Origin of the sequence: Exiguobacterium sp. R-39 (assembly GCF_049942815.1) — a bacterium.
In the GTDB taxonomy this organism is placed as follows: domain Bacteria; phylum Bacillota; class Bacilli; order Exiguobacteriales; family Exiguobacteriaceae; genus Exiguobacterium_A.
Genome location: NZ_CP187965.1, coordinates 2,300,091 through 2,316,309, shown reverse-complemented (window position 1 = coordinate 2,316,309; position 16,219 = coordinate 2,300,091). Strand labels below are relative to the sequence as shown.

Below are 16,219 nucleotides of genomic sequence, written 5' to 3'. Positions count from 1 at the left end.
TCGTTAAAAACGTAATAACAAAAGATTTGGTATTTTGGATGTTCGTAATTGTCAAATTTTCGCTATACTTAAAGGTGAACGAATCAGCGGATAAGGGAGAGAAGTCATATGGTCAATTGGAAAGAAGAAGTCATGGCACGACGCGAAGATCTTTTAGTTGATTTAAAGGAATTGTTACGCATACCTAGTATTCTCGATGAAACAACGATTCAGGAAGGAGCTCCATTCGGAACCGAAGTCAAACGTGCGCTCGATTGGATGCTCGCGCTCGGGGACCGCGATGGATTCATCACGAAAAACGTTGATGGGTATGCCGGTCACCTTGAATATGGTCAAGGAGATGAATTGCTCGGTATTCTTTGCCACTTGGACGTCGTCCCAGCGGGCGGGGATAACTGGACGTACGGCCCATTTAATCCGACATTGGCTGACGGAAAATTGATTGCGCGGGGTGCGATTGATGACAAAGGACCGACGATGGCAGCATATTATGCCTTAAAAATCGTTAAAGAGTTGGGACTTCCGCTTTCAAAACGAATTCGTCTGATTGCCGGCGGGGACGAAGAAAGTGAATGGCGGTGTGTGAATCATTACTTCAAGCATGAAGAAATGCCGACGCTTGGATTTGCACCGGATGCCGATTTTCCAATCATCAATGCAGAAAAAGGATTGTACGACGGTCTGTTGACTCAAGGTAAACCGGTTAAAGCCGCAGATACAGGCTACCAACTGATTCGCTTCGAAGGCGGAGAACGTCCGAATATGGTACCGGGTCACGCGACAGCGACGGTACATGTCGCTGAGCGGGGAACGGTTGAAGAAGATTTCCACCAGTATTTAGAAAAGCAAGGTGTGACAGGGACAATCAAGGAGACGGCAGAAGGCCTCATCTTTGATGTGATTGGCGTCGCCGCCCATGCGATGGAACCGGACAACGGGAAAAATGCCGCCCTTCATCTGGCGCGTTTCTTGCATACGCTCCACTTGGATTACAGCGGCCGCCGTTATCTTGAAATGATCGTGCACATGTTCCGCGACTCACGCGGTGTTGCACTCGGAGTGGCGGCATCTGATGAAACAGGCGACCTGACGATCAACGGTGGAGTGTTCCGTTACGAAAACGGACAAGGGACAGCTTCAATCAATATCCGTTACCCTTACAGTGCCGATTTCACAGAACGGTTGCAATTGATTAAAGAAGCCGCGATTGCATACGGATTCGAACTTCAAACACGGACGCATATGCCACCGCATCACGTCGATCCGAACCATGAACTGATCCGGACGCTCAGTGCGGTTTACGAACGGCAAACGAATCAAAAGGCCGACTTAATTGCGATCGGCGGCGGAACCTATGCCCGTTCATTGACAGCAGGTGTCGCATTTGGACCTGTTTTTCCTGGTGGACCGGAAGTCGCGCACCAGGTGGATGAGTATGTTGATTTTGAAGAACTCTTATTAGCCGTTGCCATCTATGCAGAGGCGATTTACGAATTGGCGAAATAAGCATCAGTGCATCTTAAAAAAAATAGTATAAGGAAATGAATCCCCCAAATCCGTTGTGATAGGGGGATTGATTCTTGAAGGAGACTCAGTTGTGATCCATCGTCAAAAATATCATTTTCAAGCCCTTTATTTTTTCATCTTCTTTGGGCAAGGTGCACTTATTCCATACTTGGCACTCTATTTTTCCAATGATGCCTTTCAATTATCGGCATCCGAAATCGGAACGATTGTTGCAGTAGGTCCAGTGTTATCAATTGTTTTACAACCGGTTTGGGGCATGGCGGCAGACCGCTTCGGACGACCGAAACGTCTGTTGTTAGTGGCTTTACTCGCTGCGGGGCTCTTAACGCTCAGTTATTTATTGACGTCTGTCTACTTATTCCTGTTATTAATTTCTTCACTTTGGGCATTGTTCCAGTGTGCACATATTCCGCTTGTCGATACGTTGGCCATCGAATTTTCAAAAAGAAAATCAGTCGACTACGGAGCATTACGCTTATTTGGTTCCGCCGGTTTTGCACTGGCTGTCTTTATCCTTGGACAGGTAACGGAACAAGGATCACTCGGTGCGATTTTTTATGCTAGCGGAGCTGCGCTTGTTCTTGGATTTCTTGTGTTGATCGGAATTGAAGAAACGCCGGTTTCGACCGTCGAGCGTGAACATATTCCGCTGAAATCGTTATTTTCAAACAAACGTTTTTTACTGTTTTTAGCAGGTGGAAGTTTAGTATTCGGACCAATTTTTGCGAATAACTATTACTTTGGAAGTTATGTGACGATTCGTGGGGAATCAACAGCACTCGTCGGAACACTGTTTTTTGTCGCTGTCTTATGCGAAATACCGTTCATGCGGGTTGCGACGCGTGTCATGATGCGGTTTGGACCGATTCCTGTACTGGTGTTCATCTCTGTTTTATCCGCGGTACGGACAGGGATACTGGCGCTTGAGCCGCCGATTTTTACACTCTGGATATTGGCAGCATTACAAGGATTCATCATCGGTCTGTTGATTCCGGTCGCACTTGAGTATGTTCGCTCGCTCGTTCCACCTTCGACAGTGGCGACGGCAGTCAGTACATATATGGCGACGACGACCGGTCTTGCGACGGCATTGTTTAATTTAATGAGTGGGATTGTTTTTGATCAATGGACCATCTATGCCGTATTTTGGGTATATACAGGTAGTAGCTTGTTAGGTGCTTGTTTGTATCTGGTCAGCTCAAAAATCAAGGAGTGATCCGTATGCAAAAACACTACTTCATCGCTATCCCGGTTGCTGACGAGATGTTGACGCGATTCGCGGCTCCTCTAGCGCTTGGCCGCTATTACAAAACGGTGTACGAATCAGGCGAGTATCATCTGACGCTACGTTTTTTAGGAACGTTAACAGAGGACGAGTTGAGAAATTGGCGACGTCAACTGACGGAAATTGCTCAGCTCACTTTTGCTTTTACCTTGAAATTAGATCACCTTGAACGGTTTGGATCAGCCGAGAGGCCTCGTGTCTTTGCCGTCGGACCGGCATATGAGGAAAAACTGTTTCAGCTTGCCCGACGGATTGATCCGGATCCGGCTAAACCGTTTGTTCCGCACATTACTCTTGCGAAGAAGTGGAATCAAGAAGTGGCGCTCCATCCACCCGAACAAACACCTGGCGGCAGCTTGAATGTCAATGAAATCGTTCTGTATCAGATTTGCCCCGACGATCAGCCGCGGTATCAGGCAGACACACGATTTCCATTTGGGAAGAAATAACGAGGTGATATGATTGGCATTATTGATGAAACTTTATGATTTAGAAAGCCGATATGAACGAAATCCGTTGGAAGCTTCGAAGCGTTTCAAAGAACAACAGCTGGTGGATTATGCGAATGTCCTTAAAAAATGGGAGTCGGGTGAACTGTTTCCGGGTGAGACGATCATTCGGCCGAAAAAATGGTGGCAGCCTTTTAAAAAACCAGAGAGGTTTCAGGTGCCGGGAAAACAAATCTCAAAGCCGGCGTTTGATAAATGGTATAAAAAGCGAGTAGAAGTCCAAAAATTAATTTACGTGGCAGGCGGAGCGACGGAAGAAGACATCTGGCGCTTGCCTTTAAGACGCCATCTTGACTTTTATCAAATGTTGCATCTCTTGAACGATCAATTCGGCATGTTTTATCGTGCCGTCATTCAATACCAGCAAGGAGAGGTTGAACTCAGTCCGTTTGTCGTAGGACCTTCTGCCATCTATATACTGGACTGGTTAGACGGGGAAGAAAGTATCTATCATATCAAGCGAAATAAACTGTGGCGGGAACAACCCTTTAAAGCCCCGCCAAAAAATATCGTCAATCCATTAATCAGCTTAAAGCGGACGGAGGATATTCTGCGATTGATTCTAGGTTCCGAATTCATATTACCAATCGAACGTGTTGTCATTGCATCGCAAGGTTACTTCGATCAAATTCCGAAAGAGACAACGACGACATATGTCAGTAAGGTGGACTTCACGGATTGGCTACGGAAAATGAATTTGTCGGCTGTGCATACAAAAGCTTCTCAAATGCGGGTATGCGAACAGATCTTAAAAGAAACGGTTTCGGTGACCTTTCAAATGGCGCTGAACAGTCAAGAAAACGGGCGGATTCAAAAATAGGGAGGGAAGCGGCAAGATGTTTGATTGTCGCGTAAACAGATGGTAAATAATGAATCGGAAACGCAGCAAGTCGGATTGTGTTCAGTTGAGTTCGTGACATTTCAAACCATTCTAATGGAGACGACGACACCGGTTGAACAAGGTGAGTTTTTGCTCGTCTGTGATGGTCAGCCGATGAACTATTTCATTGAACGTCGAGAAGATACGGACGGAACAATCAAATTGACACTGCTGCTCGACCGGGCGGTTGAAGTAGAACGGTGTTATGAAATCATCTTACCCGATCAGGAACGAGTCCGTGTATTGCCGAACCGGATTGTCCAAACGGCGGGATTCGACCGCAAATACAGTTATGAAGGACCTTTAGGTGCCGTCTATGACACGGAAATGATTTCTTTATACGTCTGGTCACCGCTGGCAGAGAGGTTGGAGTGTATTCGCTACGATCAAGCCGGTGTCGAAATCGAGAGCCGGGACTTCGAACGGCAAGAACGTGGGGCGTATCGTTTAGTAGTTCCCCGAACATGGGAAAACAGCCGTTACCGTTACCGGGTCACGACGTATCAGGGAACACATGAAGTCGTCGATCCTTATGCAAAGGCAGTCAGCGTAAATGGACAGTTTGCTGTTTTGCTTGATGTCGAGCAAGAAATTAACCGGCAGTTTCCGCATCGACAAAAACGACCGCTGTTGATCAAACCGACAGATGCCATCATTTATGAAGCGCATATCCGGGATTTTACGATTGATTCGTCTTCCGGCTCGCATCATCCCGGACAATACATAGGGATGACGGAAACAGGAACCGTTTCACCGGAAGGACGTTCGACAGGCATTGATTATTTACTTGAGTTGGGGGTGACCCATCTTCAATTGTTACCGGTTCACCTGTTTACGACGACAGAGGAAGTCAGTCGTCTTCCTTATAACTGGGGATATGATCCTGTTCAATGGTTTTCACTGACCGGATGTTATGCCAGTAACCCGACTGATCCGAAAATCCGGATTCTTGAATATGTCGAGATGATCGAACAGTTGCACGCGGCAGGAATTCGGGTGACGTTTGATGTTGTCATGAATCATGTCTATATTCGGGAGCAATCCGCACTCGAACATCTGGTACCGGGTTACTATTTCCGTTACGAAGTGGACGGGACACTTGCCAACGGAACAGGTGTCGGGAATGATACGGCATCGGAACGGTTTATGATGAGACGGATGATTGTTGATTGCCTGACGTATTTTGCGGACATTTTTCAGGTGGATGCTTTTCGCTTTGACCTGATGGGGATTCATGATGTTGAGACGATGAACCATGTCCGGGCAGCATTGGATCATATCGATCCGACCATTCTTGTTTATGGAGAAGGTTGGGACTTGGCGACACCTTTACCGCAACGTCAAAAAGCCATCAGTTCAGTTGCTTCGCAAATGCCTCGGATTGGTCATTTTAACGATGTTTTCCGGGATGCGTTAAAAGGCTCGACGTTCAATGAAACGGATTGTGGTTTTGTATCGGGTAATGGTTGGTGGGAAGGGGAAGTGCGAAACGGGATGGCCGGGAGTATCACATTGGACGGTCAAACGACCGGGCGTTTTCCTGAGCCGACGTATTCGATCAATTATGTCGAAGCACATGACAACCATACCTTGTATGATAAGTTAGCGCTCGCCCGACCGGATTTGGATGAAGTGACACGGTTACAAATGAGTCGACTGGCTCAGACGATTATTTTCTTAGCGGCCGGTATTCCGTTTATTCACGCCGGACAGGAGTTCGGACGGACAAAACAAGGGGTCGAGAACAGTTACAATGCACCTGATACGATCAATCGGATGGATTGGACGTTACGCGATCGCCATGCGCATATGGTCGATTATTTAAAAAATATCTTACAAATCCGTCGAATGCACGGAGGATTCCGATTACACCGAGCCAACCAGGTGCAAGAATTGATGCATTTTTTGCCGATGCATCCGGGTGTCATCGCCTACGAAGTAGGGGCCGTTCATTCATATGATGCCTGGCAACGGACGCTTGTCGTTCATAATGTGACGTTTGAAAAAATTGAAATTGTGCTCGATCATCCGAGATGGAATGTACATGTCCACGGCAACGAAGCATCCGTTACGCCACTTGAAAAGGGTGTTTCGCAGATCACGGTCCTTCCGTTGTCAACAACGATCGCCACATGTTAAGATAATCATTGTGCCTTAAGGCAAATCTACTAAAAAGTTGAGCGGATTATAATGGAATTAGATATTTTAGATGCGCTTGGCGAAGGCTGGACCCTTACGCCAGCAGGCGGAATCACGGGAGAAGCATATATTGCCTCGACAGGGCAGTCAAAACTCTTTTTAAAACGAAACTCCTCGCCATTTTTGGCGATTTTATCAGCGGATGGAATCGTACCGAAGCTGCTTTGGACGAAGCGGATTTATAGCGGAGATGTCATCAGTGCCCAACAATTCATTGAGGGGCAAGAACTGGAACCGGAAATGATGGAACGGCCGGAAGTCGCAAGGTTGCTCGGAAAAATTCATGACTCGAAGGAATTGCTGTTCATGTTACAACAACTGGATCAGCGTCCGATCGAACCGGATGAACTTTTACGGCAATGCCGGCTGTATTTTCAACCTGCTGAACTGGAACAACCGGAATTGATTGAACAGGCAATCGACTATCTGTCAGAACAATTACCTTTTGTTAGAACGGACGAGCAAGTCGTTTGTCACTCGGATTTGAATCATAATAACTGGTTGGTCGGAACAGATGGACATCTGTATCTTAATGATTGGGATGATGCCATCATTGCGGATCGTGCTTATGATCTTGGAATGATGTTATACAGTTATGTCGACGAAGAGTGTTGGCCGGAATGGTTTGCGAATTACGGACATCCGTTGACGGCAGATCTGAAGCAGCGGATGTATTGGTATGTCGTGGCTCAGGCGGTACTCTCAATTTATTGGTATGAAGATACCGTGCATCCGGATGCAGCAGAGAGTTATCTTTTCTTGGCCCAACTGCTTGAGATGGAGCAGGAAGATTAAATCAGCGCTGGGTACTTTCGATATAACGAGCTTTAAAGGCTAAAAAAATGTGCGGACACAGAATGATTCTGTGTCCGCACATTTTTTTAGCCTTCAGCAATTTGTATTTCTTTTTCGATATCGTGACTTTCGAGATCCGCTTGACGATAAGCTTCTGTCGTCGGCAAACGTAAATCCAGCCTTGGTTTTTCTTCAAACGTGACCGTCACGTCCTGTACCGTATAGTCGAAAACATGACCTCCACCGCTTCGTTCCTGGTCGATGAAATGAAGATGATAACCTGCGACTGCGATTCCATGACCGAACCGGGGTGTGAAGTAACCGGCCAGCGTCCCGTCAATTTGTTCGAATGTCCGGGCACTTTGTGTCGCGACGGCTTCAGTAATCGGACGGAAGGGTTTTTCCTGTCGGGCGACGGTCCGTGTCTTGACCTCGGAAAATCGTCCTTCAATCCGTACCGCGTAAAAGCTGTTGACTGTACTCAGCTGCTCACTTAACCAGTGTTCGAAATCAGCTTTCGTCATCGTTTGCTTCACGGACAACGACTGTTCCGGAACAAATCGTGTCAGAGAACAGAACGGCGTCGTCGTCTCCGGATCGAGTGGACGGGCACTGCCGTCCGACCGTAATTGATAAAAGAAACCATCAAAACCGATCATTTCCCCGTCGAGATGATCAAATGTTCCGATCCCGAAATCATGTCCGGGAAGAATCGACTCGTAGCGTGTCTCACTTTCGAACACGCCGTCGAGTAAAGCCATCATTGTCGAAATCTGAAGTAACGTATCCTCGTGTTGCATCGCTTCCATCTCCTTATCAGTTCAGTTGATCCAAGTGTACCTCTTTGCCGAGTGTAATGTTATCGCTGTAGTCAATCGGGACATCAACGATTACAGGACCGTCTGTTTGCCATGCTTCTTCCATGACCGAGATGAGCTCTGACGGATGATTGACACGAAGTCCTTTTGCACCAAAACTTTCAGCATATTTCACTAAATCGACTTCACCGAACGATGTACCGGATTTTCGGTTGTACTTCATTTCCTGCTGGAATGCTACCATATCAAAGCCGCTGTCACGCCAGACGAAATGGACGAGCGGGGCATTCAGACGGACTGCCGTCTCCAGTTCCATTGCAGAAAAGAGGAAGCCGCCATCTCCGGAAATCGAGACGGCTTTTTTACCGGGACGAACGAGTGTCGCCGCAATCGCCCATGGTAATGCAACACCAAGCGTCTGCATCCCGTTACTGAATAGAAGGTGACGTGGTTCATACGAACGGAAGTGACGCGCCATCCAAATATAATGTGAACCGACATCGACTGTGACCGTCACATCGTCAGCAATTTGTTCGCGTAACGTTTTCATAAAGTAAAGCGGATGAGTGAGTGGCGAGTCTTTGACGATTGGCGGGATGTCCCGTTCTTCCAACCGTTGTTGAAGACCACGTAAAAACTCAGTTGAACTTTCTGGAAGTGTCAATGCGTTTAACCGTTCTGATAAAGCATTGATGGTTGCTGCGACATCACCGACAAGCTCGCGGTCAGGACGATAGAAATGATCAATTTCAGCCCGCATTTGATCGAGGTGGATTAATGTCCGCTCCTGAGACGGTTGATTCCAGAATTTCGGATCGTACCCAATTGGATCGTATCCGATCGACAAGACAAGATCGGCTTCAGCAAGCAAAGCATCTCCCGGTTGGTTACGGAAAAGACCGACTCGGCCATAAAAATTGGATTCAAGCTCGCGCGACAGTGTGCCGGCCGCTTGGAATGTCTGAACGACTGGAATCGAAACGCGTGTTAACAAAGCACGGATTGCTTCGACGACACGGGGTTGACTTGAACGCATACCAAGTAATAAGACCGGTAATTTCGCTTGTTCGATTAAGGTAGCTGTCTCATCGATCCATTCTTCCGGTGCAATTCCGAGTTTAGGGGTTTGGACGGCTTTAAACGAAGTGACGTTTGCTTCATTTAATCCGACATCTTGCGGAATGCTGACGAACGCAGCACCTGATGTCGTTTCGGCCGTCCGGAAAGCATTGGATAACACTTCGGGAATGTTGTCGGCATCTTGAACTTCAGCACTGAAGTTCGTGATCGGTTTGAACAGTGCTTGGTTATCCATCGATTGATGTGTTCGTTTCAAACGATCAGCTCTTGTGACGGCGCCGGCAATCGCGACGACAGGATCGCCTTCAGAGTTTGCCGTGACAAGACCGGTCGCAAGATTCGAAGCACCTGGTCCTGACGTGACAAGAACCACACCGGGTTTATCCGTCAAGCGACCGATCGCCTGCGCCATGAAAGCAGCGTTCTGCTCATGACGTGCGACGATCAGTTCTGGTCCGCGGTCTTGCAAAACGTTAAAGACAGAATCAATTTTAGCTCCAGGAATTCCGAAAATGTAATCGACACCCTGTTCGATGAGAGTATCCACAACCAAATCGGCCCCTGTTTTCTTCTGTACTAATTCTTCTGATTCACTGTTTTGTTTTTCAATCATTACAATTCTCCTTTTCTACCAGTAGTTTTGGTTGTTCGATAGCTGTAATATAAAAACTGTTTCGTAAAAAGTATACATCTGTTTTAGTGAGAAACCAAGGTGAATCGTTCAGAAACTAAAAAAGACACCTTGTGATCTACACAAGATGTCTGACACGTCAGCATTATTCCGCATTAACTTTCCCGAATGTCGCCCAAACAAAGAGGGCTGCTACACCCATGACAAGGACGATCGGAGAACCCCAGGCAATTAAGAAGTCATCCATCATTAAAACCTCCTTCAAGAAACTTTGTACTGTAAGTGTAGTAGATTGCTCAGTTATTCTCAAGTGACGATCTGCTGAACTTTCTTTTTGGCGTCAATCAAGAACATCTTATATATTTACCCGAATCATGATAAACTTATCTGCGGATAATTTAAGAATCGAAAGGATGAACAATATGCGTTTACGCCACAAACCATGGGCGCTGGATTATATGAAAGAGCAATCCTCCATCTATATAGCAGACCCGTCGACTTTAAAAGGAAACTGGTCGAATGAATTTAAAAATGAAAATCCGATTTACATCGAAGTCGGGTCAGGCAAAGGGGCCTTCATCACAGGGATGGCAAAACAGTATCCGGAGGTCAACTTTATCGCGATCGAGTTGTTTGAAAGCGTTGCGGTCGCAATCGTTCAAAAGATGGTGGAAGAACCACTTGAAAACGTTCGTGTCTTGACGGTTGATGCAAAAGATTTGCGTGACTTCTTTGAAAAAGGAGAGGTTGCCCGTGTTTATTTGAACTTCTCCGATCCTTGGCCGAAATCACGCCATGCCAAACGCCGCTTGACGTACAAAACGTTTTTAGCGACGTATGAAGATATTTTACCGGAAAAAGGGCAGATTCATTTTAAGACGGATAACCGGAAATTATTTGAATCCAGTCTGATGACGATGTCTGCTTACGGCATGACATTCGATTGGATGTCGCTTGATTTACATGCCAATGAGCCGGAAAATAACGTCAGAACGGAATACGAAGAACGTTTTTCAGCACTGGGTCAACCGATTTATCGGATGGAAGCAACATATACGAAATAATTTAGACAAAAAGTTTTCTTATTTTCCTAGCATTTCTTTCACACTTTTTTCTTATTAATTGGTACAATGTTGTTGACTGAAGAACTGTATTTACAGGTAAAGGGGGAAATTGGGGATGTGGCAAAAAAGCTTAGCCTTCGTAACGGCACTCTTTCTCGCATTGAGTATCGGACAATCGGTATTCGCTGCGATTGATACGTCATCTATGCAAAAAGCACTTGACGAGGATTTGAAGAGTACACATTACGACTATAAAAAAGGTTCTGTAGAAATTGAAGATCCAAAAACATTCACTGGTGAAAAAGGTGAACAGATTATCGGCGGAATCGCGGTAATCGAGACTGTTCGTGATGGAATCTTCATCACGATCAAACGTGAAATCCATTTCTTTAACGCAGACAGCGGTAAATTACTTACAAGCGCAGATGCGGCTAAAGTAGACGGCGTCAAAGAATACATTGACAGCAACTCGGATAACCTGCACCAAAAAGTAGTCTACTGGTTGCCGATGTTACTCATGATCTTATTAATTGCTGTACCAGCTATCATGCTATACGTTGTTGTACCGCGTCTGTACTCTACTACGGAATACATGAACCCGATCTACGAGCGTAATGATAACCCGCGTTAATCTTTTTTAAACAAATGAAAATCCCTTGTCTGACCCGATTCGTCGGGACGGACAAGGGATTTTTTTAGATAAATAAAACGAGTAAAAAAGCGATGATGGCTGGAAGTCCTTGTTTGAAAAGAATCGAGACATTTGCAGTAGCTGCACCGTAAAGGGCAGCAACGATGACGCATCCGAGGAAATACAACTGAACAGCCGGGGAATCAAGAATCAGTCCGAAGATCAGACCGGCGGCAAGAAAACCGTTGTAAAGACCTTGATTGGCGAATAATGTCCGGATTTGCGGATTTGAGACCGCTTCTTCGGTCAGTCCGAATGTACGTTTGGCAGACTTAGATGATAGAAGAAACATTTCAAGTACCATGATATAAAAATGTTCCACAGCGACTAGCAGTACAAAGAAGATAGCGAGTAAAGACATGTCGAGACTCCTTTCTTTATAAAAGACCATACTTCGTCGATCGAAGTATGGTCCGTCTATTATGCGTATTCGAGTAAAGCACCTGTTTCCGCATCAACTGTGAATTGATACGTTTTTTCATCGTCACCTTCAAGGACCGAGATGCCACCTTTGTAGCTTTGGTAGTCACGTGACTCGTATGCGTACGCCTCTGGTGTTGCAGAGATCCATGCACCTTGGACACGTCCTTTTGCTGAAAATGTGCGTTTCGTGATTTCGAGCGCTTCCTCGGCAGAGAGTTGTTTGTTGTCGACAGCCTTCTTGACTGCGAAAGCGGCAACGACCGCTGCTGCGAGACCGATAATCCAATAGCGTTTTTTCATTAAAATTCCCCTCCTTACAGGTTCTATTCCTACTGTACCAAATAATTCGTCCAGTGAGAAACAAAAGGTTAAGTGATTGAAGCAAAATTTTGTATAATGAATGAACAGGGGGCGATACATATGAATGAAAAAACAAGAGACTTGTTTCGAACATTGACAGAATTAAATGGTGCACCTGGATTTGAACACGATGTCAGACGCTTTGTCAAAGAACGCATTACACCGGTGACGGATGAAATCGTCATGGACGGTCTCGGTTCGATTTTCGGCAAACGGACGGGACAGGAAAATGGTCCGAAGGTTATGGTTGCCGGTCATATGGACGAAGTGGCCTTCATGGTAACGCAGATTACGAAAAACGGCATGCTCCGGATTCAACCGCTCGGCGGTTGGTGGAGTCAGGTACTGCTCGCACAACGGTTCTCGATTTGTGGGGATAACGGCATCATTCCCGGTGTCATTGCCTCGATACCACCACATTTATTGACGGATGAAGTCCGGAATAAGCCGATGGCAATCAAAGATATGTTCATCGATGTCGGGGCAGACTCAAAAGAAGAAGCGGAATCTTTCGGCATCCGTCCGGGTATTCCGGCTGTTCCGTTCTTCCCGTTCACACCGATGGCCAATCCTAAAAAAATCATGGCGAAAGCATGGGATAACCGGTACGGCGTCGGTATGGCGATCGAGTTGTTGGAAGAGACGACAGCGTCGGATCATCCAAACATCTTATTCTCAGGAGCGACGGTTCAAGAAGAGGTCGGCTTACGCGGCGCACAAACAGCAACGAATCTGATCGATCCGGATGTTGCCTTTGTCGTCGACGCCTCACCGGCCAACGATGCTTCAGGTGATAAAACAGAATTTGGTCAGCTCGGTCAAGGACCGTTGTTACGGATTAAGGACAGCGTCATGATTTTATCGAAAGAAATGACAGATTATGTTCTCGATACGGCAGAATCGAACAAGATTCCGTATCAATACTATGTTGGTGCAGGCGGAACGGACGGGGGAGTCATTCATCGTTCGAACAACGGTATTCCGACGACGGTCGTCGGTCTTCCGGCACGTTATATTCATACGCATGCCTCGATCATGCATACGGATGACTACGATGCGGCAAAAGAATTGCTCAAGAAACTTGTCACGCAACTCGATGCGACGACGCTCGCAACATTACAAATCAAATGAAGATAATGGAGGATGCCTTTGTGCATCCTCTTTTTACATCCCGACTGTCTTGTCACATGAAAAACAAATGTATGACCTTTTTTTGGAGTTTGTTATAATGAATCTGATTTCAAACAGAAGGAAGTGGCATCTTGTTAAAAAGAAAAGGGATTTTACTTAGTCCGAAAGTATATTTTATTACAGTGCTCAGCTATATGGCATTAGGGTTATTCAGTTCTTTGATTATGGGATTAATTTTAAAGACGATAGGTGAAGGATTGATTGCAAGAGGTATTGAAGCGGGAATGCTCGTTACGGTCGGAGAACAGGCAATCGCGCTGACGGGTCCGGCAATCGGAGTGGCTGTCGCGTTTGCACTTGAAGCGCCACCACTCGTTTTGTTTTCTGCCGTTGCTGTCGGTGCATTTGGTTATGAAGCAGGAGGCCCTGCCGGAAGTTATGTCGCAGCGGTCATTGCTACTGAAATCGGAAAATTGATTTCAAAGACGACGCGTCTTGATATCATCTTAACGCCATTGATCACGTTGCTCGTCGGTTTTGTAAGTGGTAAGTACGTCGGAGCTTGGATTGGAACATTGATGACCGATTTAGGAGAAGTCATCCGGTGGGGAACAGAAAGAGAACCCTTGATTATGGGGATTTTTGTCGCGACCGTCATGGGTCTCGCCTTAACAGCTCCGATTTCAAGTGCTGCCCTCGGTATCATGTTAGGTCTTGACGGACTGGCGGCCGGTGCTGCAACGATTGGCTGTGCGGCACAGATGATCGGATTTGGTGTCATCAGTTATAGGGATAACGGGATTGGTGGATTCATTGCCCAAGGAATCGGCACGTCGATGTTACAAGTGGGTAATATCATTCGAAATCCATGGACGATTGTCCCGCCGACACTGGCGGGAGCACTGCTCGCACCGTTCGCGACCGTCTTGTTGACACTCGAAAGTAATCCTGAAGGATCGGGTATGGGGACAAGCGGACTTGTCGGTCCGCTGATGATGTTAAAAACGATGGGATTTGAAGCGGAGTATTATTTAGCTGTCTTTGTTTTATGTTTCCTGGCACCAGCGCTGCTGAGTTATTTGATTTATCGGGCCCTTCATCGCATGGGACGGATTAAAGACGGAGATTTGAAAATCGAGTACTAATGAGAATATGCTTGTTCATTGGCTTTTTGAAAGAGGCAAAGAAAGAGAAACAGGCGGTGGATGCGCATCCACCGCCTGTTTCTCTTTACATACGTATACTTACAGGGAAAAACCAAACGAGCTGGAGTAAAAACTTGTGAAAAAGACATACAAGTACAATAGATAGAGCGGAATCAAGTAACGCATCCGAACGATTGGTAATTTTCTGGCGAGCCGTTTCCCGATGGCTTCGAGTAACATGATGATGGCGAATCCGACCACAAGAAAAATAAGAATTTGAGGCAGGCTACGCTCGGAATCGATGAACGAATATCCATATCGGAGACAACTTGTCATGCCGACAAAACCTACAAATCGTTCGAAAGGATGTTTAACAGGTTGATCAGTCATAATAATTTCCTTTCAGGACATTTTCTAGTTGCAGTATAGCAAACAGAGCGCCAAAACGCACAGAAACATTCGAATATGCTATGATGAACCCAATGAAAAAGCAAGTATTGAGGGAGTGTAACAGATGGAAAAATTAGAATCAAAAGAACAATTTGACCAAGCAAAAAAAGAAAAATCGATTTTCCTTTTCTCGGCGGATTGGTGCCCGGATTGCCGGTTTTTAGATCCGTTCATGCCGGAGATGGAACAGACGTTTAATGAATTCAATTTTTATTACGTCGATCGCGATCAGCACATTGAAATTGCCCAGGAAATGGACATCTTCGGAATCCCGAGTTTCGTCGCGTATCGTGAAAATGAAGAGACAGGCCGTTATGTCGGGAAAGAACGAAAAACACCTGAACAGGTTACAGCCTTTTTAGAAACAGTCTGAGACAAAAGCGAGTGCTGACTCGCTTTTTTTAATAGGAAAGGATGAAATGGATTCATGGAACTACAACAAATTCGTCGCCTTGTTACTGAGGCATTTGATACAACCCACTATACAACGTATTTCGATCGTGAAAAATCGGTGCTTCGCATCGAACGGAAAAAAGATCGTACAGGAGTCGATCTGGGATTAAATCCACTTGTAGCGAAAGCGAAGCGTCGCGGTGTCATCGCAGTCGAAGAGACAATCGAATACATCAAAGCCGTTTTGGAACAGACGGAACCGGTTTCTTTAATTGGTCATGAGCAACAAGTCTTTCCGGTCATTCGGGCAAAATCTTTTGCGGATGAAACGAAAGATGGTAAGAAAATCATCAGCACCCCCCATACCGGTGAAACGAAAATCATGTACGCGCTTGATTTAGGTGCCACGTACCGGTTGATTGACGAAGAATTGTTACATCAGGCAGGGTGGACGACCGAACATTTGTCAGAAGCAGCCCGCTTTAATTTAAAAACACTGGAAGCCCCTTTTAAAATGGACGAAGTAGCCGGGAACATCTTTTACTTCCTGAGTACGGGTGATGGATATGAAGCAAGTCGTGTCTTAAATAAACAATTATTGAGCGATTACGCTGAAAAAATGACAGGTGAGTTTGCTGTCGGGATTCCGCATCAGGATGTGCTGATTTTTGCTGATATCCGAAATGATGCAGGATACGATGTTTTACAACAATTGATGTTCGATTTCTTCACGAACGGACGGGTTCCGGTAACGGCGCTTCCGTTCATGTATGAAGAAGGTAAACTGGAACCTGTCTTCGTTCTTGCAAAAAACAAGCATCCGAAAAGTTGAATAATC

At 45.9% G+C, this 16,219-nt stretch carries 18 protein-coding genes; 12 read left to right on the top strand and 6 right to left on the bottom strand.

Features of this window, described 5'->3' with window-relative positions:
* Nucleotides 1-108 precede the first annotated feature (108 nt).
* From pepV to ACP26N_RS12155, 6 genes are all read left to right on the top strand, one after another.
* Nucleotides 109-1,506 (top strand): dipeptidase PepV, encoded by a 1,398-nt coding sequence (pepV, locus tag ACP26N_RS12180; protein WP_426353930.1) that lies wholly within the window; start codon nt 109-111, stop codon nt 1,504-1,506.
* A 91-nt stretch (nt 1,507-1,597) separates the two neighbouring features.
* Nucleotides 1,598-2,743, top strand: a complete 1,146-nt coding sequence (locus ACP26N_RS12175) for an MFS transporter (protein WP_188004609.1) — start codon at nt 1,598-1,600, stop codon at nt 2,741-2,743.
* Between the two features lie 5 nt (nt 2,744-2,748).
* Nucleotides 2,749-3,261 carry an RNA 2',3'-cyclic phosphodiesterase gene (gene thpR, locus ACP26N_RS12170; RefSeq protein ID WP_131502105.1) on the top strand — a complete coding sequence of 171 codons (513 nt, stop codon included), beginning with the start codon at nt 2,749-2,751 and terminating at the stop codon, nt 3,259-3,261.
* Between the two features lie 13 nt (nt 3,262-3,274).
* On the top strand, nt 3,275-4,141 hold the full coding sequence (locus tag ACP26N_RS12165) for a hypothetical protein (protein WP_131502104.1): 867 nt from the start codon (nt 3,275-3,277) through the stop codon (nt 4,139-4,141).
* 24 nt (nt 4,142-4,165) lie between these two features.
* Nucleotides 4,166-6,340 carry a type I pullulanase gene (gene pulA, locus ACP26N_RS12160; protein WP_426353927.1) on the top strand — a complete coding sequence of 725 codons (2,175 nt, stop codon included), beginning with the start codon at nt 4,166-4,168 and terminating at the stop codon, nt 6,338-6,340.
* Nucleotides 6,341-6,391: 51 nt separating this feature from the next.
* A complete protein-coding gene (locus tag ACP26N_RS12155; protein WP_131502102.1) occupies nt 6,392-7,195 on the top strand; it encodes a phosphotransferase family protein in 804 nt (267 codons plus the stop codon).
* Nucleotides 7,196-7,281: 86 nt separating this feature from the next.
* Here the strand turns inward: ACP26N_RS12155 and budA are convergent, their stop codons facing one another.
* From budA to cydS, 3 genes are all read right to left on the bottom strand, one after another.
* Complete coding sequence (gene budA, locus ACP26N_RS12150; RefSeq protein ID WP_188004606.1) at nt 7,282-7,995, bottom strand: acetolactate decarboxylase; 714 nt, start codon at nt 7,993-7,995, stop codon at nt 7,282-7,284.
* Between the two features lie 16 nt (nt 7,996-8,011).
* Nucleotides 8,012-9,706 carry an acetolactate synthase AlsS gene (gene alsS / locus ACP26N_RS12145; protein WP_131502100.1) on the bottom strand — a complete coding sequence of 565 codons (1,695 nt, stop codon included), beginning with the start codon at nt 9,704-9,706 and terminating at the stop codon, nt 8,012-8,014.
* 163 nt (nt 9,707-9,869) lie between these two features.
* Nucleotides 9,870-9,971 (bottom strand): cytochrome bd oxidase small subunit CydS, encoded by a 102-nt coding sequence (gene cydS, locus ACP26N_RS12140; RefSeq protein ID WP_426353925.1) that lies wholly within the window; start codon nt 9,969-9,971, stop codon nt 9,870-9,872.
* Between the two features lie 175 nt (nt 9,972-10,146).
* Here cydS and trmB point away from each other — a divergent pair, with 175 nt between their 5' ends.
* On the top strand, nt 10,147-10,788 hold the full coding sequence (gene trmB / locus ACP26N_RS12135) for a tRNA (guanosine(46)-N7)-methyltransferase TrmB (protein ID WP_114595216.1): 642 nt from the start codon (nt 10,147-10,149) through the stop codon (nt 10,786-10,788).
* A 115-nt stretch (nt 10,789-10,903) separates the two neighbouring features.
* Nucleotides 10,904-11,419, top strand: a complete 516-nt coding sequence (locus ACP26N_RS12130; RefSeq protein WP_131502099.1) for a hypothetical protein — start codon at nt 10,904-10,906, stop codon at nt 11,417-11,419.
* 64 nt (nt 11,420-11,483) lie between these two features.
* Here the strand turns inward: ACP26N_RS12130 and ACP26N_RS12125 are convergent, their stop codons facing one another.
* Entirely contained in the window at nt 11,484-11,840 is a 357-nt protein-coding gene (locus tag ACP26N_RS12125) for a DUF1304 domain-containing protein (RefSeq protein ID WP_188004604.1), read from the bottom strand.
* Between the two features lie 59 nt (nt 11,841-11,899).
* Nucleotides 11,900-12,202 (bottom strand): PepSY domain-containing protein, encoded by a 303-nt coding sequence (locus ACP26N_RS12120; RefSeq protein ID WP_012371126.1) that lies wholly within the window; start codon nt 12,200-12,202, stop codon nt 11,900-11,902.
* A 120-nt stretch (nt 12,203-12,322) separates the two neighbouring features.
* Between ACP26N_RS12120 and ACP26N_RS12115 the strand changes: the two genes are divergently transcribed.
* Nucleotides 12,323-13,393: a M42 family metallopeptidase gene (locus ACP26N_RS12115; RefSeq protein WP_131502097.1), complete on the top strand. Its 1,071-nt coding sequence runs from the start codon at nt 12,323-12,325 to the stop codon at nt 13,391-13,393.
* 131 nt (nt 13,394-13,524) lie between these two features.
* Nucleotides 13,525-14,538, top strand: a complete 1,014-nt coding sequence (locus ACP26N_RS12110) for a PTS sugar transporter subunit IIC (RefSeq protein ID WP_131502096.1) — start codon at nt 13,525-13,527, stop codon at nt 14,536-14,538.
* A gap of 99 nt (nt 14,539-14,637) precedes the next feature.
* On the opposite strand, the gene ACP26N_RS12105 is transcribed toward ACP26N_RS12110, so the two are convergent.
* Entirely contained in the window at nt 14,638-14,928 is a 291-nt protein-coding gene (locus tag ACP26N_RS12105) for a hypothetical protein (RefSeq protein ID WP_026827701.1), read from the bottom strand.
* Nucleotides 14,929-15,052: 124 nt separating this feature from the next.
* On the opposite strand from ACP26N_RS12105, the gene ACP26N_RS12100 reads away from it, so the two are divergent.
* Both ACP26N_RS12100 and ACP26N_RS12095 read left to right on the top strand, forming a co-directional pair.
* On the top strand, nt 15,053-15,361 hold the full coding sequence (locus ACP26N_RS12100; RefSeq protein ID WP_131972375.1) for a thioredoxin family protein: 309 nt from the start codon (nt 15,053-15,055) through the stop codon (nt 15,359-15,361).
* Nucleotides 15,362-15,415: 54 nt separating this feature from the next.
* Complete coding sequence (locus ACP26N_RS12095) at nt 15,416-16,213, top strand: DUF1444 domain-containing protein (RefSeq protein WP_131972376.1); 798 nt, start codon at nt 15,416-15,418, stop codon at nt 16,211-16,213.
* The last annotated feature ends 6 nt before the right edge of the window (nt 16,214-16,219 follow it).